A 20,318-nucleotide genomic window follows, 5' to 3' on the forward strand; every position below is an offset into this window, starting at 1 on the left:
GTAGACCTCGGGTGCGGGCGGCGCGGGTGCCGTCATCAGCCACGCTAGACCCATCCGGGGGCCACCTCGTGCTACCCGCAGGTACCGCCCGTCGTGCTCACCGAGCCTGTCCCGGCCCGTCGCCGAGGGACGCCCAGTCAGCTGCGGTCATGGCCATGACGTGGGCGTCGACCCAGCCGTCGTCGAACCGGAGGGCGTCACGCAGGGTGCCCTCGTGCCGGAACCCCACCGTGTCGTAGACGTGACGGGCGCGCGGGTTGAACGCGTAGACCTCGAGGGCGACCCGGTGCAGGTGCTGCTCCTCGAAGGCGTGGCGCACCGTCAGCCACGTGGCCTCGGTCCCCAGGCCCCGGCCGGTCGCACCGGAGATCCAGATCCGGAAGCCGCACGACAGGTTCTCGACGTCGACGTCGTTGAGCACCGACTCGCCCACGACGCGTCCCGTCTCACGCTCCTCGATCACCCATACCGTGCGGTCGTCGGCCGTCGACCAGGCGTCATAGATGTCCTCGAGCCGGTCCCGGGTGAACCGGTGTGGCTGGTCGGGAGCGCCTGAGTGGACGGACCCGGTGAGCCGACCGACCTCGGGGTCGGCGAGCAGGGGCCACAGGTGATCGACGCTGTCGCGGGTCGCGGGGACGAACCGCACGAGTCGACCGTCCAGGACGGGCTTGCGGGTGAAGTCGGGGGCGGACACGAGCCCACTGTGCGTGGCGACGGACGCGCGTGACAAGCACATTGCCTCGGCAACCCAGGCACGCTCCCGGCTATCGTGGGGATCGTGATCACGGTCCAGGACAGCCTCGCCCGGCTGCGACGCGTCGCCGACGACGGCAGCCTGGCGAGCGCCTGCCTGGAGATCGGGGTGGCGCTCCTCGTGGTCCATGGATCCGTGCTGACGCGCCCTGACCGGGCCCGCGACGTCGACCTGGCCTACGCCGTGCTCGGTGAGCCGGCGTCGGACGAGCTCACCCTGGTTAACCGGTTCCACGAGCTCGTGCCGGGCGACCACCTGGACCTGATGGACCTGGGCCGAGCCGACCCGGTCGCGCGGCTGGCCGCCCTCCAGCGGGGGGAGCTGCTGCACGAGGCGGAGCCACACCTCTACGCCGAGCAGCACCTGGCGGCCGTCGGCGCCTATCGGGACACGCAGTGGATGCGCGATCGCGCCCTGGAGCGGCTCTGATGCCCCCTCGCGACCTCGACGACCAGGTGGTCGTACGACGGCTGACCGCCATCCGTGAGCTGGTGGACCTGCTGGCCCGCCAGGGGGAGGTCAGCGGGGCGCAGCTGCGGGACGACCTCGTGCTGCGCCTGGCCGTGGAGCGCGCTCTGTCTCAGCTGGTCGACCTGGCCAGCGACGTCAACTCGCACGTCGTGGCCGTCGCGGGGATCGCTGAGCCCACGGATTACCGCTCGTCCTTCCGCCAGGCTGCGCGCGCTGGACTGATCACTGACGAGCTGGCGAGACGTCTCGGCCCCAGCGTCGGCCTGCGCGACATCGTCATCCACGAGTACGTGCAGGTCGACCTGGACCTGGTGGCGAGGGCCGTTCCCCAGGCCGCGTCGCAGTTCGACGAGTACGTCGCGCAGGTCAAGGCCTGGCTGCAGGCCCGCGCCCAGGAACCGGCTGCCCCGGTGACGCCGGTGACGCCGGTGACGCCGGGTGAGCGGGCTGGCTAGGGTCGTCGTATGACGTCCCACGAGCGCGGTGCCCACGCGGAGCGAAGGCGGTGACGGAGGCAAGCCGCTGGGCGCGGTCCGCGGTGGCGCACGTGGACGGCCTGAGCAGAGGTGGGGCTCTGGACCGCTCGCTGCGCGTCACCGTGAACTTCCACCCGGACCGGGGACCCCGCGGCGACACGGTCATGGACCGCCTCGCTCGTGACGGCATCTATCGAAGCCAGTTCGAGACGGGCACCAGCAACGGCGGCCTCACCGCACATCCTGGTGGTGATCGGTTCCGTTGGGAGACAAGGATGTTCGGGGGTGCGTATGACGACGCGCCCTTCTCGGAGCGGCCTCGGTACGGCGCGCTGAACCACCGTCGCCGCGGGGTCGGGGGAGCGGTGCGCTTCGGGTCGTCCCACCTGCGCCTGGCCGAGCCTGTCCTGGACCGGACGACCTTCTGCTTCCCGGACTCGTTCCGCGAACCGGCGGACTTCGGGACGGCCCGTCGCTTCGACCTGCTGCGTCTGTCGGACGCTTTCGACCTCGCTGCGGCGGCGTGCACCTCCGAGCGGGAGGAGGCCGAGCAGGGCGGCTTGCTGGACGACTACGTGGAGGCCCACGTCCACGGCGTCGTCGCGATCCCGGACGACGTCGAGGCGGTGGTGCTGGATCCGTCATACCGGGGAACCGAGGCCGAGGAAGCAGCCGGCGCGCTGGGGGTGCCGGTCGAGTGGCACGAGGGCCGGGTGCTGATGGTCGAGGAGCTCGGGCGGCGTCGGCACTACCGCGACCCTGGCGCGTACGAGGTGGGAGTGGCGGTAGCGCGGGACGGGCTGCTCGATGCCGCCATCATCGGGGAGGCCGCGCGCACGGGACTGCACCATCCGCAGAGCCTCAAGCAGGTCTGGCACCTCACGGCGAGGTTCGGTCGTCCGGTCCATGACTGGCGGACGACGACGCACGACTGGGGCACCTCGGTCGACCACGGGCATCTCGCCGAGCTGCGTTCCCGTGCACGGGCGCTCGGGGGCGTCAGCCTGCGCCACCTGGTGCTGGAGGTGCTGGCCTACGCGAACGACGAGGCCGAGGAGCTGGTTCGCCAGGGACTGGCTGTCGTCACGCTGCACCCGGACGGGTCCGTGGAGATCCGTGACGACGGACGGGGGACGGACACCCGCCGCGACGACGCCGGGAGGATCGTGCGCAAGCCCGTGATGGCGACGCAGGATGTGCGCTTCGCCGATCCCGGGTCCGCGCCACGGTTCGCGGACGGTCGACCGAGGGCGGGGATGTCGTCCGTAGCCGCCGTCTCGCGCTGGCTCGTGCACACCAACCGCCGGGAGGAGGGCGCCTGGTCGCAGCGCTACGAGCACGGTGTGCCGACGACGATCTTGGAGGACGTCACGCCGTCCCCCGGTGAGGGGACGGGGACGAGCGTGCGGTTCCTGCCGGACCCTGCCTACGTCGCGGTGGGGGACCTGTCGTCGGACGACCTCGGCCGTCATCCGTGGATCGAGGTCAGGCTCCGTGGGTGAGGGCTCTGTTCCACCGATGGCCCGTCTGACGTCGGGTCTCGCCGCGGCGGAAGGCGTGATCCCAGGGGCACACGAGGCGAGTCACACGGCCTCCGGCAGGGCGCGGACCTCGAGGGAGGAGCCGTTCTGGGTCCGGATCAGCCTGACCTGGGCTGGAATTCGCTGCCTGAGCTCGGCGACGTGGCTGATGATGCCGACGCTGCGACCGCCTGCTCGGAGGCCGTCGAGGACCTCCATCACGTGCTCCAGAGCCGCCTCGTCGAGCGTGCCGAACCCCTCGTCGACGAACAGTGTGTCCAGGTCGACACCGCCGGCCTCGGCCCGTACTGCGTCGCCCAGCCCGAGCGCGAGCGCCAGGGAAGCCATGAAGGTCTCACCGCCGGACAGCGTCGTCGTGTCGCGTGCCTTGCCGCTCCAGGCGTCGACGACCTCCAGACCCAGCCCGCTGCGAGCACCGCGCGCCGCCAGCCGGTCGGAGTGGCGCAGCTCGTAGCGGCCGTCGGTCATCACGGCGAGCCGCTCGTTGGCCAGCACGACGACCTCCTCGAGACGGGCCGCCAGCACGTAGGTGGGCAGGCTCATCCGGCGCAGGTTGTTGGCACCGGTCCCGGCCACCGTGTCCGCGACCTCACGGATGGTGTCGGCACGACGCACGGCAGGAGCCAGCGACTCGAGGAGGCCGAGCACCTCGGCGGTGTGCCGGGCGAGGAGCGCGCCGGCGTCCTCCGCGACCCGCGCGGAGCCGGTCGCTTCGCGCGCAGCCGCCCTGGCGCGCTCCACCCTGATCGCCAGGGCCTCCAGGTCAGGGGTGTCGGTGGCCATCGCGTCGGCCACCTCGGGGTCGTCGAGGACGGCGCGTGCCTGCAGGAGGGCCTGGTCGTGGCGCGCCAGGGTGGTCTCGAGCCGGCGCCGCTGCTCGGTGGGCAGCGCGGCCGCTCGCACCTCCTGCGCGTCCTCGAAGTCTGAGCCCTGCAGGCTCTCGGCCAGGGTCTCCTCGGCTCGGAGCAGGTCGCGTCGAGCCCGTGCGTGGGCGGAGCGGGTCTCGTGCAGCACTCCCAGTGACTCGACCGCAGAGCGAACGCTCGTGAGGAGCTCACGGACCAGTGACGCACGCGGGACCGAGGACCGCTGCGGGGAGTCGGCCGGGGGGAGCACGAGCTGCAGGGTCTCCTCCTCACCGAGCTCGTCGAGCAGCCTCCAGGCCTCGGCGCGCTCGGCCTCGCTGCGGCTGCGGGCCAGCTCGACGCGTGAGCGGGCCGCCGCCAGCTGCTCGGAAGCGGCGCCGAGCGCGGTCCGCCGGCGCTCGATGTCGAGGTCCGCCTCGTGCAGGCGCGCCTCAGCCTTGACCAGAGCGGCAGCGGCCCGCTGCGCCGCGGTGTGATGCGCCTGGGCCGTGGCCAGGGCCGGCGCGACCTCCTCCGCCGGCAGGTCGTCGAGCGTGGCGAGCCGGTCGCGCAGCTCGTCGGCGTGCGCGGCCCGGGTGGCGCGAGCGGACTCGAGCGCGGACACCGCCTCGACCTCCGCGGACCGGGCCTGGGCGAGGACCGCCTCGGCGGCCTCCACGTCCTCGGACGTGACCAGGTCGCCGGCCTCGCCCGTGGCAGGGTCCGGATGCTCGGTCGCCCCGCACACCGGGCAGGGCTCGTCCGTCTCGAGGCCGAGCGCCAGCTCGGCCGCCAGGCCGTCGGCGCGTCGGCGGTGGAGCCGGGCGGCGTCCTCCTGCCGGGCACTGCGCTCCGCCGCAGCGGACGCGGCAGCGCGCGCGTGCGCGTCAACCCGTCCCTCGTCCGCGGTCAGCGTCTTGATGCGCGCCGCCGCGTCTCGAAGCCGCTCGACCTTGAGCCGGGCCGACTCCGCTCCCTCTGCCGTCGCGGTCAGCGCAGCCATGGCCTCGGCCTGCTCGGTCCGGGTGCCCTGGGCGCGCTCCAGGCGCGTCCGTGACTCCGCCACCGCGGCGGCGTGCCCGGTGACGGCTGCCGCGCTGGTCTCGGCCTCCTCCCGAGCGCTGTCCGCGTGGGACACCTGGACCGCGATGCGGGTGGCGAGGTCCGCCGCAGCGTCGACGCGGCGGGTGACGTCCCGCAGCACCTGCTCGTCGAGCTGGTCGAGCTGGTCGGGCTGGTCGAGCTGGTCGAGCTGGTCGGGCTGGTCGGGCTGTTCGGCGCCTCCCGGCTGTACGTCGAGACCCGCGTCGTCAGGTGCAGCCCGTGGCCGCAGGCCGAGGCCCGAGCCCAGTCCCGCGGGGAGGGCCTCGACCGCCTGACCATGAGCGGCCGCCGCCTCGACCGCGGCCGCAGACCGCTGGGAGGCGGTGGTGACGTAGGCGATGAGCTCGGCCGCCGCCGCCGCGCGACCAACCTGCTCCCGCACCGACCGGATGTCGTCGGCCTGCGCCTCGAGGCCGGCGAGCGTGGCTGTGGCCGTCGCCGCCTTGGCGCGCAGGGCGTGCACCCGGCGCCCGGTCTCGTCGGCGCTCGCGGCGCCTCGGCGGGCCGCGTCCGCGTCGGCGGCCGCAGCGCCGAGCGCGGCGACCACGCTCTCGACCCGGGCGCGGAGCGTCGTGAGTGCCTGCCTGATGGCGTCAGCGTCGGACGCCGTGGTGTCCACGAGCAGGTCCTCCACGGCATCCGTCGCCTCGGGCGTCGGGCTCGTCGCCTGCCCGTGCGCGAGGTCCGCGCCCACGGGCTGCCGCCGGTCGTCGTGGGGTGACTTCTCGGGCTGGGTGGGGTCGTGGACGGCGTTGCTCGATGCGGGCGCTGGTGCAACGGCCAGCGCCTGGCCCGCGGCGTCGTTGACGCGGGTGAGCGTGCTCGTGAGACGCGCACGCGCCTCCTTGACCTCGGCCTCCACCTCGCGGCGCCGGGCCTCCAGCCAACGCTGCACCTGCTCGAACCGCGTGGTGTCGAACAGTCGCTGCAGGATCGCGGCACGCTCGTCCGTCGAGGCCCGCAGGAAGCGGGCGAACTCGCCCTGGGGGAGCAGGACGACCGTGGCGAACTGCTCGAGGCCCAGGCCCACCACCTCGCGGACGATCCCGCCGACCTCGTCGGCGCGACCGGACCCACGGTCGATCCAGCTGCCCTCGACGCGCTCGACCATGACGACCTTGTGCTGCTGCCTCGTCGTTCCGGTGCCGCGCTTCTTGGGGCGTTCGTACTCCGGGGAGCGGGTGGTCCGGAACCGCCGGGAGCCCACCGACCACTCGAGCTCGACCTCGGGGACCGCCTCGGCAGCCGCATGGTCTGAGCGCAGGGACCCCTTCTGCCGGGCGCCCGGGACGTCGCCGTAGAGGGCGAAGCACACGGCGTCGAGCAGGCTGGTCTTGCCTGCGCCGGTCGGGCCGTTGATGAGGAACAGCCCGGCCGCGCCGAGCTCGTCGAGGTCGACCTCGACCGTGCCGGCGAAGGGGCCGAAGGCGGTGACCCGCAGGTGGTGCAGCTTCACGTCGATCCCTCCCCGCTGGAGGCGACGCGGACGGCCTCGAGAGCCTCGACGACCACGGCGTGCTCCTCGGCACTGGGGGTCGCCCCGCCGCGGACGTGCTCCAGGAAGCCGTCCACCAGCTCGGGGTCGGACGCGACGCGGATGCGGGCGGCATACGACCGGCTCTGCGACGGCTCGATCCCCTGGGGGTCGAGCTGCAGGGACAAGGTGTGGGGGAAGCGTCGGCGGACCTTGTCGATGGCATCGAGCGGACGGACCGCGTCGGTCAGCGTGACCTGGCAGTAGGCGGACTCGGCGGCCTGGTGCGCCGGGTCGCGCAGCAGGTCCTCGAGGTCGCCTCGCAGGACCGCCAGAGGCGTGTGGACGGGGGCCTCGATCCGCTCGGTCCGGACGTCGCCGGAGCGCGCGTCGCCGAGGTCCACCAGCCACGACGACTTGGTGTGCCGAGCCTCGGAGAAGCTCATGGCGACGGGGGACCCGGAGTAGCGCACCCGCTCGTCGAGCGTCTGGGCGCCGTGCAGGTGCCCGAGGCCCACGTAGTCGGCCTCGCGGAACAGGGAGAGGGGTACGTCGCCCACCCCGCCCACGCTGATGTCCCGCTCGCTGTCGCTCGCCTCGCCCCCGGTGACGAAGGCGTGCGCCAGCACCACCACCGGCCCTTGGTGCCGCTCGGCGTCGGCCGTCACCCGAGCCAGCGCCCGCTCGATGACCCCGTGGTGGGACCGCTCGGCGCCGTCGAGCTCGTCCGCCACCACCGACGGCTCGAGGTAGGGCAGGGCATAGATGCGGGTGGCGCCGATCGTGATGGGCCGCGACAGGTCGGCGACCGACGTGCGCAGGTGGACCCCCGCCCGCTCGAGCAGCGGGCCACCGAAGCCGAGCCGCACCGCGGAGTCGTGGTTGCCGCTCGCCAGCACCACCTGGGCCCCCGCGTCGGTGATGCGGCGCAGGGCCTCCGAGAGCAGCGACACGGTCTGCGGGGCCGGCAGCGCCCGGTCGTAGACGTCGCCCGCGATCGCCACGACGTCGACGCCCTCCGAGCGCACCACCTCCACAAGGTGGTCGAGGAACTGCTCCTGGGCAGGCAGCAGCCCGACCTGGTGGAAGGAACGGCCCAGGTGCCAGTCCGAGGTGTGGAGCATCCGCATGGTCGACACCCTAGGAGCGACCACCGACAGACCCTCGGGGACGCGCCCTCGAGCGGCAGATCGCAGACCGGACGCGCCGCGGACCGGTCATGGTGCGCGCCGCGGCCCCGCATGTGGTGCGCTAGTCCGCATGGGTCAAGAGATCTCCGCCGGGCTGAACGCCCGCGAGCTGCGTCAACGTTATCGAGAAAAGGTCCAGCAGTGCCTGGACGTGCTGGAGCGCATGCTCGGGCAGCAGGACTTCGAGACCAGCGAGCCGATGGCAGGACTGGAGATCGAGATGAACCTCGTCGACCAGGACCTGCGACCCAGCATGACCAACGAGGCGGTTCTCGAGGCCATCGACGACCCCTTCTTCCAGAGCGAGCTCGCGCGCTTCAACATCGAGCTCAACGTCGAGCCGGAGCCGCTCGCGGGCGATCGCCTCCACGCGCTGGAGCAGACGCTGCGCGAGCACCTGCGCGCGGCCCGGGACAAGACCGGTGACACGGACATCGTCACCATCGGCATCCTGCCCACGCTGACCAAGGAGCACCTGGGGCGTGACGCGCTGACGCCGACGCCGCGCTACCTCGGGCTCAACGACGCGATCATGGAGGCGCGGGGCGAGGACCTGCTCCTGGACATGGAGGGACGGGGCGGCGAGCGGGTGGCCACCTTCGTGGACACGATCGCTCCCGAGGCCGCCTGCACGTCGGTGCAGTGCCACCTGCAGGTCGCGCCCGCGGACTTCGCGAACTTCTGGAACGCCGCGCAGGCCATCGCGGGGGTGCAGATGGCGGTGGGGGCCAACTCGCCATACCTCTTCGGCTCCCAGCTCTGGGCAGAGACGCGGATCCAGCTGTTCCACCAGGCCACGGACACCCGCCCGATCGAGCTGCGCAACCAGGGGGTGCGGCCGAGAGTGTGGTTCGGTGAGCGGTGGGTGACCTCGATCTTCGACCTGTTCGAGGAGAACGTCCGCTACTTCCCCGCGCTCATCCCCGAGGTCAGCGAGGAGGACCCGGTGGGTGTGATGGAGTCGGGCACGGCTCCCGAGCTGTCCGAGCTCAAGCTGCACAACGGCACCGTCTATCGCTGGAACCGCCCCATCTACGACACCGTGAACGGCAAGCCGCACCTGCGGGTGGAGAACCGCGTCCTGCCGGCCGGCCCCACCGTGGCCGACACGATGGCCAACGCGGCCTTCTACTACGGCCTCGTCAACGCTCTCGTCAGCATGGAGCGGCCGCTGTGGTCCAAGATGAGCTTCGCCTCGGCCAAGGAGAACTTCTTCGCCGGTGCCCGCCGAGGCTTCAACGCCAACCTCTACTGGCCGGGTCGCGGTGACGTCCCCGTGGACGAGCTGGTCCTGCGCCAGCTGCTGCCGTTGGCCGACTCGGGACTGGAGTCGTGGGGGGTGGCGACAGCCGTGCGCGACCGCTACCTCGGCATCATCGAGGAGCGGTGCAAGGCCGAGATGAACGGCGCGGCCTGGCAGGTGCGCTGCGTGGACCGGCTGCAGGACCGGGGCGCCAACCGCGACGAGGCCCTGCGGCGGATGCTGCACCGCTACGTCGACAACATGCACGAGGGTGAGCCCGTGCACACGTGGTCGCTGCCGCGCTGATCAGCGCGGTGCGGGCTGGTTCCAGCGCTGGATCGAGGGGAAGGCCCGCTCGTAGCCCAGCACGCTGATCGACCCGGCGTGCAGCTCCAGCTGGGCTCCGAACCTCGGCTCGGTGCGCAGCCACACGCTGGTGAGGATCCGAGTGGTGTGGCCGTGCCCGACCAGCACGACGTCCTTGCCCTCCTTGAGGACGGGCATCACGCGGTCGATGACCGCGCGCGCCCGGGCGGCGACCTGCTCGATCGACTCGCCGGGGCTGTCGCCGGCGGCGACCCCGTCCTGCCAGACCGTCCAGTCGTAGCCGAGCTCCTCGCGGATCTCGGCCGTCGTGCGGCCCTCGTAGCCGCCGTAGTCCCACTCCACGAGGTTGGGGTCGATCGCGGGCTCGGGCAGACCCACGAGCTCGGCGGTGCGTCGCGCTCGCCGCATGGGTGACGACAGGACCAGTGCGAAGTCGAACTCCTCGAGCAGGGGAGCGGTGCGGCGCGCCGCCTCCTCGCCGTGCTCGGTGAGGTCCAGGTCGGTGGTGCCGGTGTGCTTCATGGCCTTGGACCACTCCGTCTCGCCGTGACGGATCAGGACGAGTCGGCCCTCGGGGACGGGGCGGACGGTGGGGCTACCGGTGTCGTTGCTCACGGTGGCAGGCTAGCGGTCATGACGACCTCCCAGCAGCCTGACCACCGCCGTTCCGTCCAGCTCGAGCGGACCAGCCTTGGGCGGTATGCCGCCACCAACGCTCGCGGCGGGACGCTCGAGCTAGGCACCGGCGAGGACGCGGCGTTCACCCCCGTCGAGGCCCTGCTGGCCGCGATCGGAGGCTGCTCGATGGTCGACGTCGACCACCTCACCTCGCGGCGTGCCGAGCCTGCGGGGTTCTCGGTGGAGGTGGGTGGCGACAAGGTCAAGGTCGACGGCGAGTCGCGCCTCGAGGGCCTGACGATCACCTGGCAGGTCACCTTCCCGGAGGGAGCGGAGGGCGACGCGGCCCGCCGGGTGCTCCCTGACGCGATCCGTATGTCGCACGACCGGCTCTGCACGGTGGGGCGCACCGTCGAGGTGGGGACCCCCATCGCTAACATCGAGTCAGGTGAGGAGCCTCGCCGGGCGCAGGTGCGACCGGACGCCGAGTGACCCCACGACGCGGGCTCCGCCGACGAGCGAAGGAGCCTGTCATGACCCACGACACCATCCCCACCGACCTCATCGTCGTCGGGGTCGACGGCTCAGCGCTCGCGCGCCCGGCCCTGGAGTGGGCGGCTCGCGAGGCTGAGGGACGCAAAGCGGGACTGCTGCTCGTGATGGCCCAAGAGGTCGCGCAGCCAGCGCCGCACGAGCTGGGGTGGTCCTACGGGCTCGAGGAGCTCGTCCAGCAGGGCACCGAGCGGGTCCTGGACGAGGCCCAGGCTGCCGTGCGCGTGGCCCACCCCGACCTCGAGGTGACGAGCCAGGCCGTCTGGGGCAGCCCCTCGGCGGCGCTGATCGAGGCGTCCCGGCACGCGCAGCTCGTGGTCACGGGAAGCCGTGGGGCGGGCGGATGGGAGGGGCTGCTGCTCGGCAGCGTCTCGGGCGCTGTCGCTGCGCACGCGCACTGTCCCGTGGTCGTCGTCCCCGACCGTGCGGCCGGAGCCCCGGCGGACGGGCCGGTGGTGCTCGGCGTCGACGACTCGGCCGAGGGGCACCGGGCCGCGGCGTTCGCCTTCGGTGAGGCCGACGGTCGAGGTGTGCCGCTGGTGGCCGTCCGGGCCTGGACGATGGAGTTCGAGGGCGGCGTCGTCCCGACGGAGCAGGGCTCCTCCGCGCACGACGAGATGACCCGGCGTCACACCGAGCTGGTGGAGCACGTGCTCCAGCACGGCCGCGAGCAGCACCCGGACGTGGTCGTCGAAGCCCGCATCCGCCGCGGCTCGTCGGTCAAGGCGCTCGCGGAGGAGTCCCGCAGCGCCTCTATGGTCGTCGTGGGCAGCCGCGGGCGGGGTGGCTTCGCGGGCATGCTGCTCGGGTCGACCAGCCGGCAGGTCCTGCAGGCCTCGCACGCACCGGTGGCCGTGGTCCGCGTCTGAACGACGACTTGTCCACAGGTCGTCTCGTCTCCGCGACCGTCGTCCACAGGCGGCCGCCGATCGTCCGACGGCCCGCCCCTCGCCCGCCAGACTGGGCCCGGCGAGGGAGGAGACCCCAGATGACGGTGGCGGACATCGACCCGACGGAGGTCGTGCGCGAGCTGATGGGCGCGCACCCGCACGAGTGCGTCGTGTGCTACGTGGGACGCATGGTGCAGCGGTTCGACTGCGACGGGTCGTGGCGGTGGGTCGAGACGTGGCGCGAGCAGCGGGCGCCGCGCGCCAGCCGTCTCGAGCGTCGGCTCGGTGCGCGCGGGGCGTCGTGCGACTGCGAGCTGCAGCTGCGGGCCTACGAGGTGGAGCCACGAGCGCTCGCCGTGTCCTGGGACGGCCCGATCGCGTCGGTCGGTCACTGCCTCGAGGTCCGGGCGGGATCGACGCAGCCGTGCCGCCTCTGGCGCCTGGCGCAGCGCAACTGGTGGGCGGGGGAATGCCATGCGCCGCAGACGTGTTAGGCCGACATCGTCCTGACCGAAGGAGCACCCGTGGAGGACCTGCGCTACCTGCAGCTGTCGATGGCCGAGCACCTGTTCGAGGAGAAGAAGTACACCTCGGCCGCCCACTCGCTGTCCGACCTGCTGGATTCCGAGCCCGACAACGTCGCCGTCCGACTCCTCCTCGTCCGCGCCTACTACCACTCGGCCCAGCTCGGTCGGGCCGAGGAGCAGCTCACCGAGCTCGTCGGCCGAGCCCCGACGGACGACTACGTCCGGCTGCTGCTCGCCCGCACGCTCGAGCGTCAGGGGCGAGGGGCCGAGGCGGCCACGCAACGGCGGATCCTGGCGGCGCTGACCGGCGACGACAGCCACCTGGCGTCGACCCCGGAGAACAACAGCCACCTAGCGCAGACCCGGGAGCCGGTGGCGGAGGCGCCCTACGAGGCGCCATCGGGGCACACCCGTGGCGAGGGCTCCCCGGAGGCGCCGGACGCCGGCCCCGGGACTGCCTCGTGACCATCGTGGGTATGCCGAGCCGCATGACACGCACCCCCAAGCGCATCCTGATCGTCGTCACGAGCACCCCCCGCTACACCTCTGCCGGCTACCGCACCGGGCTGTGGCTGGGGGAGCTGACCCACTTCTACGACGTCGTCACCGACGCCGGCCACGAGGTGACCATCGCGAGCATCGACGGAGGGGCCGTGCCGCTCGACCCCGAGAGCCTGTCCACGATGATGCTCAAGAGCGGGGGCACCGGTGTGCGCTACGCCGACCCGGCCTTCATGTCCCTGCTGGACGACACCGTCCGGGTCGAGGACCTCACGGCGGACGAGTTCGACGCCATCTACCTGACCGGCGGCCACGGCGTGATGTTCGACTTCCCGACCAGCGAAGCACTCGGCGCCCTGGTCGCCGATCTCGACGCCCAGGGCAAGGTCGTCTCTGCGGTGTGCCACGGCCCTGCCGGACTGCTCGGCGCCCGTCGCGAGGACGGCGCACCCGTCATCAAGGGACGCAAGGTGACGGGCTTCTCCTGGCCCGAGGAGAAGCTGGCCAAGCGCCAGGATGCCGTGCCCTTCCGCCTGGACGAGGAGCTCAAGGCGCTGGGAGCCAAGTACTCCAAGGCGCTGCTGCCCTTCAAGGACAACGTGGCGCGCGACAAGAACCTCATCACGGGGCAGAACCCCCAGAGCGCGGAGAGCGTCGCCAAGGCGGTGCTCAAGCGTCTGAAGTGACGCCCAGCCGCCCTGAGGCATGTACGGCGAGCGATCGAGAGGATCAGGCGCCCAATTCGCACCGAGGTTCAGCTGCACCGAGGTTCAGGTGCCCCTAGGTTCAGGTGCCCCTAGGTTCAGCTGCGCGGAGGTTCAGGCGCCCGCACGCCGCTGTGGTGGGCCTGCTAGGTGTGCCAGGGCGACGTCGACCAGCGAGACGTGGTCGAGGGCGTGCACCTCGGCCATGGGGAACCACCGGGCCTCGTCCGTGGTGCCCGCGACCTCGTTGGTGAGGATGCCACCGACGACCGTGGCCTCGTGCAGGACCCGCACCGCTCTGAGCGGGCGACCGGATCCGCTCCACCGCTGCTCGGCGGGGATGACGCGGGTGTCCACGGCCAGGAGGGGACCGAGCTCGACCTCGAGCCCGGTCTCTTCCGCGGCCTCGCGCACGGACGCCTCGGCCACCGTCTCGTGCAGCTCGACCCCGCCTCCGGGCAGCGTCCACATCGGGCGCGTCCCTTCGTTCCAGAGCGCGAGCAGGAGGCGGCCCTCATCGTCGACGATCACGCAGTAGGCCGCGAGCCGGGTGTCGTACTCGGTGTAATCCGGGTGGCCGGGGTGGCCGGGGTCCCCCGTGCGATCACCAGCACTCGATCCGTCCACCACGGCCGGACCTACCCGTCCGCGCGCAGGGCGTGGACCTGGCTGTAGCCACTGTCGAGGTCGGTGATGCGCACCTGCACGATCCCGTGCTCGTCCAGGGTGTAGCGCTCCTCGACCAGCGGGCCGTCGTCCCGACGCTGCACGGGGACGCGGGTCAGGTCACGGCCGTCGCGCAGGACGGGGTCGAAGGGGAAGAGAACCTCGGCGAAAGGGACGAGATCTCCGGTGGGGCCACCGTGCTCGTCGAGGTCGGTGTGCTCGACGTAGCGGTACCACCCGACGTCGTGGGCCGCGCGATATCGACGGGTGGCCGTGCGGCAGCCGCTCGGTTCGAGGACGTCGGTGCGCCCGAGGATGGGGTCGAAGCCGACGGCCTCCCCGTCGCGCAGCTCTCGGAAGACGCCGAAACCGCGCGACAGCCGGTCCCGGAGCGAGTAGCCCGCGTCGTCGTCGGTCGCGATGGCCAACCCGATGGCGGTGGACGCCGCGGGCAGCGGTGAGCGGTGAACTCGCCGACCGAACCTTTCCTTGAGCAGCCGCGGGACGAGAGGCAGGCCGCTCGCACCCCCGACGAGATAGATGCCGGCCACGTCGTGCAGCTCGTCGACGTGGTCGTCGGCGTCTCCCATCAGCGGGCCCATGGCGTCCACCGTCTGCTCAACGAGCGGTGTGGCACGGCCGTAGAACGCGGTGACAGGGACACCGACCTCGGTCCCGGCGACCTCGAGGGTCAGGCGCCGGGTCTGGGGTGACAGGTGCTCCTTGAGCTCTCTGGCCTGCTCCAGGAGGTCGTCGCGGTCGGGGGCCGAGAGGTCGTCCACCCGCTGGTGGATCGACTCGGCGGCCAGGTCGGCCAGGAGCAGGTCGAAGTCGTCGCCACCCACGTGGTTGAGACCCACCGTCCCGAGCACCTCGTGGTGGGTGCCCGCGACGTCGACCACCGAGGCGTCGAAGGTCCCGCCGCCGAGGTCGTAGACGACGACGCGGGTGCGGTTGCGGGTGATCTCCCGGCGTCTGCGGTGCGTGAACTCGAACCCCGCGGCCGAGGGCTCGTTGAGCATGGCGACCACGGTGAAGCCCGCCCGCCGGAAGGCCTCCAGCGTCAGGAAGCGCTGCGGTCCGTGAGCGTGGGCGGGGACCCCGACGGCCGCCTGCAGCTCGGAGTCAACGGTCAGCTCTTCGGACAGGCTCGACTGCTCGACCAGGGCCGTGCGCAGAGCAGCGGCGTATGCCGTCAGCAGCTCCAGCACGGGGACCTGCCTGGTGCCGACGGTGACGGGTGTCTCGGCTGTCACGTCCGGGGCTGCCAGCACCCGCTTGAAGGACCGCGTCAGCGGTGCCCCGGCTCGAGCGGCCGCCAGCGCCTCGAAGCCGAACACGAGCCGGTCATCGTCCAGCGCGACCACCGACGGCAGGTGCTCGTGCGCCTCGCCGTCTCCGTCGTAGAAGGTGACGACCGGATAGTTGCCGCGGTCGGCCGTGGCGACGATGGTGCGAGTGGTGCCGAGATCCACGCCGAGCTTCATGCGAACAGCCTAGTGAGCCCGGGCCGACGACGAGCGGGCCGTCTCAAGGCCCTGGAGAGCCAGCCGCCTCACCTCGCCGCACCCGACGTGTCAGCGCCCCGCGGGCGTGATCCTCAGCGGGATGCGGCGGGTGCCGAAGTCGCCGGGCTGGTCGGCATACCGGCCCGGGAGAGAGATGCCGCAGCGCTCGCACCGGCCCTGCTCGTCGAGCCGGTAGCCCGTGATGGTGTAGCCGGCGCGCTCGATCACCGCTGAGCCGCATCCGGGACATCGCGTCGTGTCGCCCTCAGGGTTGCGCGCGTTGCCGGTGTAGGCGAAGTGCTCGCCGGCGTCCGTCGCGATGCGTCTGGCGCGCTCCAGGGTGTCGACCGGAGTGCGCGGCACGTTTCGCATCCGGTTGTCGGGGTGGAAGGCCGTGAAGTGGTGCGGCAGGTCCGGGCCGAGCTCTGCCACGACCCACCGGCACATGCGCTCGATCTCGTCGTCGCTGTCGTTGTGCCCCGGGATGAGCAGCGTGGTCAGCTCGACCCACACGTCGGTCTCGTGGACCAGATAGGTGAGGGTCGCGAGCACCGTGTCGAGACGCGCGCCGGTGACCCCGCGGTAGAACTCGGGGGAGAAGCCCTTGAGGTCGACGTTCGCGGCGTCCATGGGCGCGAAGAAGTCGCGACGTGCCTCGCCCTGGACGTAGCCCGCGGTCACGGCGATCGTCCGGACCCCGCGCTCGTGGCAGGCGTGCGCGACGTCGATGGCGTACTCCGCGAAGATCACCGGGTCGTTGTAGGTGAAGGCCACCGAGGCGGCCTGCCAGTCGCGGGCCGCGTCGGCGATCTGTGCGGGGGAGGCGTCGTCCTGCAGGCGGTCCATCTCGCGGGACGTGGAGATGTCCCAGTTCTGGCAGAAGCGACAGCCGAGGTTGCACCCCGCGGTCCCGAAGGACAGGACGCTGGTGCCGGGGTAGAAGTGACGCAGCGGCTTCTTCTCGACGGGGTCGAGGCAGAACCCGCTGGAGCGCCCGTAGGTCGTCAGGTGCAGCTCGCCGCCCTCGTTGCGACGCACGAAGCAGTAGCCGCGTTGCCCCTCGCGCAGCGTGCACTCGCGGGGGCACAGGACGCAACGGACCCGCCCGTCGTCGGTGGCGTGCCAGTAGCGGGCGAGGCTGCTCACGGCTCCTCCTCGAAGGACGTGACGCTGTATCGGGAGAGGCGCACGCCATCGTCCCAGTGGTCCCGGGGCAGGCCCGCCTTGGCGCGCAGGCTGCGCAGGAAGTCCAGGGGGTCGGTGAGCTGGTCCCACACCTGTGGCAGGTAGGTCGCGCGACGACCAGCTGCCTCGAGGACCACCCCGTCCACCCGCGGCCGCAGGGCGAGCACCGCGTCGCGCTCCGACGTGACCTGGATCGGTTCGGGGACCGACAGGACCGACACCTCGATGGCGAGGTGCGGCGCCTCGTCGGGCCCGACCGGCGGGAAGCGCGGGTCCGTGCTGGCCGCCGCCACGGCGTTGGCGCGGACGTCGTCGAGGAGCGGTCGGTATGCCGTCAGCGTGCCGATGCAGCCGCGGAGGCGGCGGTCGAGGTGCAGGGTCACGAACGAGGCGCCGTCGTCGAGCAGCCACCTCTCCCGGGTGGGGCCGTCCAGCGGGTCGGGGAAGTCGGCGTCGGACTGCCGGGCGGCGATGCCGAGGCGGCCGTGGATCGCGCCGCGTGCGACGGCGAGGAGGACGGGGCCGGCGTCGGCCGGGACGGTGGAGGTCATGGCCCGGCCTCCACGAATGCCGTCTCCTCGAACGCCTTCTCCTCGAGCGCGAGGGCCGCGTAGCCGACGACCCGGTCGCGGTCGCCTGCCGTGTCGCCGGACGAGCACGACGCCAGCGCGCGGATCGTGCCCCCTCGGCGGCGGGCGTGCTCCATGAGGCCGTTGATGGGGGTCGCGCCGCAGGCCTGCTCGTGGTCGAGGTCGCCCCTCAGGGCGGTGACCTGGTCGATGGTGTCGCGATCGAGGCGACGGGCGGCGTCATACGGCAGGTAGTGGGACAGGTCGGAGCTGATGACGACGACTGTCGCCGGATCGTCCAGCAGCGCGTCGACGACGTCGGCGACCTCGGAGGGAGTGGCGCGACCGACCGCGAGCGGGACGAGGTCGGCCTGGGGGAGCAGCCGCTGCAGGAAGGGCACGTGGACCTCGATGGAGTGCTCCGGGGCGTGGGCCTCGTCACTGACGACGACCTGGGGCAGCGCTGCCACGGAGGGTGGCACGATCGCCCGGGCCTCCCCGAGAGGGGTGCTCCACGCCGAGGCGCTCGAGGTCGCGACACCACGGAGGGGCACGCGGTGCGTCGGGCCCAGCACCGCGACCCGCTCGATGCCGTCGCGACGGAGGTGGCGGTAGGCGACCGCGGCCGTCGACCCGGAGTGGACGTAGCCGGCGTGCGGGGCGATGACCGACCACGCGCCGAGCCGGATCGGTGCGGTGGCCGCAGGCGAGGCGGTGCGTGACGGGTTCGGGCCGGAGTATTCAGTGGGCGGCGAGTCAGCACGCAGCGGGTCCGTGTGCGGCACTCGTGACGTGCCCGACGTGCCGGCCTCGGCCAGCAGCTGGTCCACCAGCTGCTCGAGGACCGCGGGCTGGGCGGGGTAGAACGTGCCCGCGACGGCGGGTCGTCGCACTGCCATGCGTCCCAGCGTAGGCCGGGCTCGTGGCCGGCGGGGAGATGTGTCGTGCTCGGGACGCGCTCGCGGTCCGGGTCAGGTCGTGGGTTGCGGCAGCGGGTGCTGGCACTGGTCGTCGAGCGGGAGCGAGGTGTGCTCGTGCGTGATGCGCGGGCCGCCATCGCCGGGCTCCCACACCTGGGTGAACCGGGAGACGATCTCCGCGCGCCCGCCCTGGCGATCGTCGGCGGCGTAGAACGCCAGCCCGGAGATGACGACGAGGTCGTCGGAGCCGGCGACCCGTGGTTCGCGGATCTCGCAGATCCCGTTGCCGGACAGGTAGCCGAACCACTCGACGACGGCGGCCCGCCACTCGTCCTTGGAGGGATACTGCCAGGCCGACGTGCCGTCGAAGACCCGGACGTGGTCCGCGTAGAGCTCCAGCAGCCCGTCGACGTCGATCGAGGCGACCGCCTGCTCGTAGGAGGAGATCAGCTGGGTAGCATCCATGCTCATCATGTGAACACCGTATACATCCGTGACGATGCCGCACAAGACCCCTGCCCCCAGGGCCGACCGTGAACGACCGGCGGTGAGCTAGCGAAGGTCCGGCGAGAGCAGCTCGTAGAGCTGGTGGTCCTGGTAGGTGCCCGCGATCATGACGTACTTGCGCGCCAGGCCGTAGCGTTGAAATCCGTTGCGCTCCAAGACCTGCTGCGAGGCGAGGTTGTGCAGCAGGGTGCCGGCCTCGAGGCGGTGCAGCTGCCACTCGCCGAAGGCAAGGTCCGACAGCTCGGCCACGGCACGCGTCGCCAGCCCCCGTCCGGTGAATCCCGCGCCGAGCCAGTACCCCACGCTCGCGTACTGCCCGGCGCCCCGGACGATGTTGTTGAGGGTGATGCGTCCCGCGATCCGCCCGCGCTCGTCCGTGACGACATAGGGGCCCATGCGGCCACCATGGCGCTCGGCGAGGGCCAGGCGCACCATCTCGCGCTGGCCTTCCTCGGTGTAGAAGCGCTCCGGGCGCGCCGGCTCCCACGGCGCCAGGTGCTCTCGGCTCGTGAGGACCAGCTCGGTCAGAGCGGGCACGTCCGCCAGGTCGAGGGGCCGGATGACGGTCATGGGGCCATCATCTCAGCGAGGTCTGGGGCGTTGCAGGCGCACGAGGACCTCGGCGTGCGCGGTCTGGGGGAACATGTCGAACAGCCTTGCCGCGGTGACCTGCCAGCAGGGCATGTCCGCCAGGTCGCGCGCCAACGTGGCGGGGTTGCAGCTGGAGTAGATCACGGTGGAGGCGGGAGACTCCTCGAGCCAGCGGGCGAGCGGGCCACCGATCCCGCGTCGTGGGGGATTGACCACGACCAGATCCGGACGCGAGTCCGCTTCCAGGGCAAGGCTGGTCGCGTCGCCGTCGATGAATCGGGCTGTGCCGAGACCCAGCTCGTCGGCGCTGCGGCGGGCGCTGCTGATCGCCTCGGGTGAGACCTCGATGCCCAGCACCTGGATCGACCGACCGGACGCGCAGGCCCGGTCGGCCGCGTGGAGCGCGAATCCGCCCACGCCGCAGTAGAGGTCCCACAACGTGCCGACCTGCGCGTCGAGGACCCAGTCGCCCGCCTGGGCGTACAACGACTCCGCGACAGAGGTGTTGGTCTGGAAGAAGCTGCGGGTGCCGAGGTGGAGCGTCACGCCGGCGACAGGCATCGGCAGGGTATCGGCCTCGCTGAGCAGGACCTCCTCGTCACCCTCGAGCACGGCGGCGTGGCGGGGCTGGAGGTTGGCCGACAGGACCCGGATCTGCGGCAGGGCCTCGAGCAGCACCGGGACGCCGCGTCGCAGACGACCCAGCTGGTTGGTCGAGCGCAGCACGAAGCGCACCATGAGCTCGCCCGTGGGGGAGTGGGTGACGAGGAGATGCTTGAGCTCGCCCTGGCGTCCGCGCACGTCATACGGCTGGAGCCCGAGACGGGGGACGACCTCGGCGAGCGCCAGCGCCGCCTCGTGCAGCCCGGGTTCGTAGAGCCCGCATCCGCGCAGGTCGACCCCCGCCCCGCCGGCGTCCAGGATGCCGAAGGTCGGCGCTGCCGTGGTGCCCGCCACGACGAGCTTCGCCTTGTTGCGGAACTCGCTCTCGCGACTGGGTCGGGGGTCGAGCCACGCGTCCTCGGGGACGTGGCCCGCCAGGACGTCGGCGACGGTGCGCTGCTTGTCGGCGAGCTGCTCGGTGTAGGGAACGCCCATGAAGGTGCACGACCGGCACCGCCCCGCGTCGAAGTAGTCGCACTGCATGGCGGC

Annotated in this window: 21 protein-coding genes; 9 read left to right on the top strand and 12 right to left on the bottom strand. The window is 72.2% G+C overall.

The window, feature by feature from the left end:
* Positions 1 to 97: 97 nt before the first annotated feature.
* A complete protein-coding gene (locus K313_RS0104365; RefSeq protein WP_034251730.1) occupies positions 98 to 697 on the bottom strand; it encodes a GNAT family N-acetyltransferase in 600 nt (199 codons plus the stop codon).
* Between the two features lie 84 nt (positions 698 to 781).
* On the opposite strand from K313_RS0104365, the gene K313_RS0104370 reads away from it, so the two are divergent.
* From K313_RS0104370 to K313_RS24135, 3 genes are read left to right on the top strand one after another with little or no spacing between them, the layout of a single operon-like run.
* On the top strand, positions 782 to 1,186 hold the full coding sequence (locus tag K313_RS0104370) for a nucleotidyltransferase domain-containing protein (RefSeq protein ID WP_019285800.1): 405 nt from the start codon (positions 782 to 784) through the stop codon (positions 1,184 to 1,186).
* Positions 1,186 to 1,683: a type VII toxin-antitoxin system HepT family RNase toxin gene (gene hepT, locus K313_RS0104375; RefSeq protein WP_029210584.1), complete on the top strand. Its 498-nt coding sequence runs from the start codon at positions 1,186 to 1,188 to the stop codon at positions 1,681 to 1,683. Before K313_RS0104370 ends, hepT begins: the two co-directional genes overlap by 1 nt.
* Before the next feature lie 50 nt (positions 1,684 to 1,733).
* Positions 1,734 to 3,206, top strand: coding sequence for a DUF3626 domain-containing protein (locus K313_RS24135; RefSeq protein WP_029210585.1), 1,473 nt, complete (start codon positions 1,734 to 1,736; stop codon positions 3,204 to 3,206).
* 81 nt (positions 3,207 to 3,287) lie between these two features.
* On the opposite strand, the gene K313_RS0104385 is transcribed toward K313_RS24135, so the two are convergent.
* Both K313_RS0104385 and K313_RS0104390 read right to left on the bottom strand, forming a co-directional pair.
* Positions 3,288 to 6,650 (bottom strand): AAA family ATPase, encoded by a 3,363-nt coding sequence (locus K313_RS0104385; protein ID WP_029210586.1) that lies wholly within the window; start codon positions 6,648 to 6,650, stop codon positions 3,288 to 3,290.
* The gene (locus tag K313_RS0104390) at positions 6,647 to 7,798 is read right to left on the bottom strand and encodes an exonuclease SbcCD subunit D (protein ID WP_029210587.1); all 1,152 of its coding nucleotides are present in this window, start codon (positions 7,796 to 7,798) and stop codon (positions 6,647 to 6,649) included. Before K313_RS0104390 ends, K313_RS0104385 begins: the two co-directional genes overlap by 4 nt.
* A 130-nt stretch (positions 7,799 to 7,928) precedes the next feature.
* Here K313_RS0104390 and K313_RS0104395 point away from each other — a divergent pair, with 130 nt between their 5' ends.
* A complete protein-coding gene (locus K313_RS0104395; RefSeq protein ID WP_019285807.1) occupies positions 7,929 to 9,407 on the top strand; it encodes a glutamate-cysteine ligase family protein in 1,479 nt (492 codons plus the stop codon).
* Here K313_RS0104395 and K313_RS0104400 read toward each other — a convergent pair whose 3' ends face one another.
* The gene (locus K313_RS0104400; protein ID WP_019285808.1) at positions 9,408 to 10,043 is read right to left on the bottom strand and encodes a histidine phosphatase family protein; all 636 of its coding nucleotides are present in this window, start codon (positions 10,041 to 10,043) and stop codon (positions 9,408 to 9,410) included.
* 18 nt (positions 10,044 to 10,061) lie between these two features.
* On the opposite strand from K313_RS0104400, the gene K313_RS0104405 reads away from it, so the two are divergent.
* The 5 genes from K313_RS0104405 (at position 10,062) to K313_RS0104425 (ending at position 13,202) form a co-directional block, all read left to right on the top strand.
* Positions 10,062 to 10,538 carry an OsmC family protein gene (locus K313_RS0104405; protein ID WP_019285809.1) on the top strand — a complete coding sequence of 159 codons (477 nt, stop codon included), beginning with the start codon at positions 10,062 to 10,064 and terminating at the stop codon, positions 10,536 to 10,538.
* A gap of 41 nt (positions 10,539 to 10,579) precedes the next feature.
* Positions 10,580 to 11,467, top strand: a complete 888-nt coding sequence (locus tag K313_RS0104410; protein WP_019285810.1) for a universal stress protein — start codon at positions 10,580 to 10,582, stop codon at positions 11,465 to 11,467.
* 119 nt (positions 11,468 to 11,586) lie between these two features.
* Positions 11,587 to 11,982: a DUF2695 domain-containing protein gene (locus K313_RS22075; protein WP_029210588.1), complete on the top strand. Its 396-nt coding sequence runs from the start codon at positions 11,587 to 11,589 to the stop codon at positions 11,980 to 11,982.
* Positions 11,983 to 12,012: 30 nt separating this feature from the next.
* Positions 12,013 to 12,480, top strand: a complete 468-nt coding sequence (locus K313_RS20015; RefSeq protein ID WP_019285812.1) for a tetratricopeptide repeat protein — start codon at positions 12,013 to 12,015, stop codon at positions 12,478 to 12,480.
* A 23-nt stretch (positions 12,481 to 12,503) separates the two neighbouring features.
* A complete protein-coding gene (locus K313_RS0104425) occupies positions 12,504 to 13,202 on the top strand; it encodes a type 1 glutamine amidotransferase domain-containing protein (protein WP_029210589.1) in 699 nt (232 codons plus the stop codon).
* Between the two features lie 132 nt (positions 13,203 to 13,334).
* Here the strand turns inward: K313_RS0104425 and K313_RS0104430 are convergent, their stop codons facing one another.
* The 8 genes from K313_RS0104430 to K313_RS0104465 form a co-directional block, all read right to left on the bottom strand.
* On the bottom strand, positions 13,335 to 13,850 hold the full coding sequence (locus tag K313_RS0104430) for an NUDIX hydrolase (RefSeq protein WP_019285814.1): 516 nt from the start codon (positions 13,848 to 13,850) through the stop codon (positions 13,335 to 13,337).
* 8 nt (positions 13,851 to 13,858) lie between these two features.
* Positions 13,859 to 15,373, bottom strand: a complete 1,515-nt coding sequence (locus K313_RS0104435; protein WP_029210590.1) for an Hsp70 family protein — start codon at positions 15,371 to 15,373, stop codon at positions 13,859 to 13,861.
* A gap of 90 nt (positions 15,374 to 15,463) precedes the next feature.
* Positions 15,464 to 16,540: an AmmeMemoRadiSam system radical SAM enzyme gene (gene amrS, locus K313_RS0104440; protein ID WP_029210591.1), complete on the bottom strand. Its 1,077-nt coding sequence runs from the start codon at positions 16,538 to 16,540 to the stop codon at positions 15,464 to 15,466.
* Positions 16,537 to 17,130: an AmmeMemoRadiSam system protein A gene (gene amrA / locus K313_RS0104445; protein ID WP_019285817.1), complete on the bottom strand. Its 594-nt coding sequence runs from the start codon at positions 17,128 to 17,130 to the stop codon at positions 16,537 to 16,539. The genes amrS and amrA overlap by 4 nt, the downstream gene beginning before the upstream one ends.
* The gene (gene amrB, locus K313_RS0104450) at positions 17,127 to 18,047 is read right to left on the bottom strand and encodes an AmmeMemoRadiSam system protein B (RefSeq protein WP_156911135.1); all 921 of its coding nucleotides are present in this window, start codon (positions 18,045 to 18,047) and stop codon (positions 17,127 to 17,129) included. The genes amrA and amrB overlap by 4 nt, the downstream gene beginning before the upstream one ends.
* Positions 18,048 to 18,119: 72 nt before the next feature.
* Positions 18,120 to 18,542 (bottom strand): YybH family protein, encoded by a 423-nt coding sequence (locus tag K313_RS0104455; RefSeq protein WP_084412465.1) that lies wholly within the window; start codon positions 18,540 to 18,542, stop codon positions 18,120 to 18,122.
* Between the two features lie 78 nt (positions 18,543 to 18,620).
* The gene (locus K313_RS0104460; protein WP_029210594.1) at positions 18,621 to 19,145 is read right to left on the bottom strand and encodes a GNAT family N-acetyltransferase; all 525 of its coding nucleotides are present in this window, start codon (positions 19,143 to 19,145) and stop codon (positions 18,621 to 18,623) included.
* A 12-nt stretch (positions 19,146 to 19,157) separates the two neighbouring features.
* Positions 19,158 to 20,312 carry a methyltransferase domain-containing protein gene (locus tag K313_RS0104465; RefSeq protein ID WP_029210595.1) on the bottom strand — a complete coding sequence of 385 codons (1,155 nt, stop codon included), beginning with the start codon at positions 20,310 to 20,312 and terminating at the stop codon, positions 19,158 to 19,160.
* Positions 20,313 to 20,318: the final 6 nt, after the last annotated feature.

Origin of the sequence: Arsenicicoccus bolidensis DSM 15745, from assembly GCF_000426385.1 — a bacterium.
GTDB lineage: Bacteria > Actinomycetota > Actinomycetes > Actinomycetales > Dermatophilaceae > Arsenicicoccus > Arsenicicoccus bolidensis.

Bases quoted from the DNA above. Each gene is read 5' to 3' on its own strand.
- hepT (WP_029210584.1), top strand. From the start codon at position 1,186: ATGCCCCCTCGCGACCTCGACGACCAGGTGGTCGTACGACGGCTGACC.
- K313_RS0104390 (WP_029210587.1), bottom strand. From the start codon at position 7,798: ATGCGGATGCTCCACACCTCGGACTGGCACCTGGGCCGTTCCTTCCAC.
- K313_RS0104395 (WP_019285807.1), top strand. From the start codon at position 7,929: ATGGGTCAAGAGATCTCCGCCGGGCTGAACGCCCGCGAGCTGCGTCAA.
- K313_RS0104405 (WP_019285809.1), top strand. From the start codon at position 10,062: ATGACGACCTCCCAGCAGCCTGACCACCGCCGTTCCGTCCAGCTCGAG.
- K313_RS0104410 (WP_019285810.1), top strand. From the start codon at position 10,580: ATGACCCACGACACCATCCCCACCGACCTCATCGTCGTCGGGGTCGAC.
- K313_RS22075 (WP_029210588.1), top strand. From the start codon at position 11,587: ATGACGGTGGCGGACATCGACCCGACGGAGGTCGTGCGCGAGCTGATG.
- K313_RS0104425 (WP_029210589.1), top strand. From the start codon at position 12,504: ATGACACGCACCCCCAAGCGCATCCTGATCGTCGTCACGAGCACCCCC.
- K313_RS0104435 (WP_029210590.1), bottom strand. From the start codon at position 15,373: ATGAAGCTCGGCGTGGATCTCGGCACCACTCGCACCATCGTCGCCACG.
- amrA (WP_019285817.1), bottom strand. From the start codon at position 17,130: ATGACCTCCACCGTCCCGGCCGACGCCGGCCCCGTCCTCCTCGCCGTC.
- amrB (WP_156911135.1), bottom strand. From the start codon at position 18,047: ATGGCAGTGCGACGACCCGCCGTCGCGGGCACGTTCTACCCCGCCCAG.
- K313_RS0104455 (WP_084412465.1), bottom strand. From the start codon at position 18,542: ATGATGAGCATGGATGCTACCCAGCTGATCTCCTCCTACGAGCAGGCG.
- K313_RS0104460 (WP_029210594.1), bottom strand. From the start codon at position 19,145: ATGACCGTCATCCGGCCCCTCGACCTGGCGGACGTGCCCGCTCTGACC.
- K313_RS0104465 (WP_029210595.1), bottom strand. From the start codon at position 20,312: ATGCAGTGCGACTACTTCGACGCGGGGCGGTGCCGGTCGTGCACCTTC.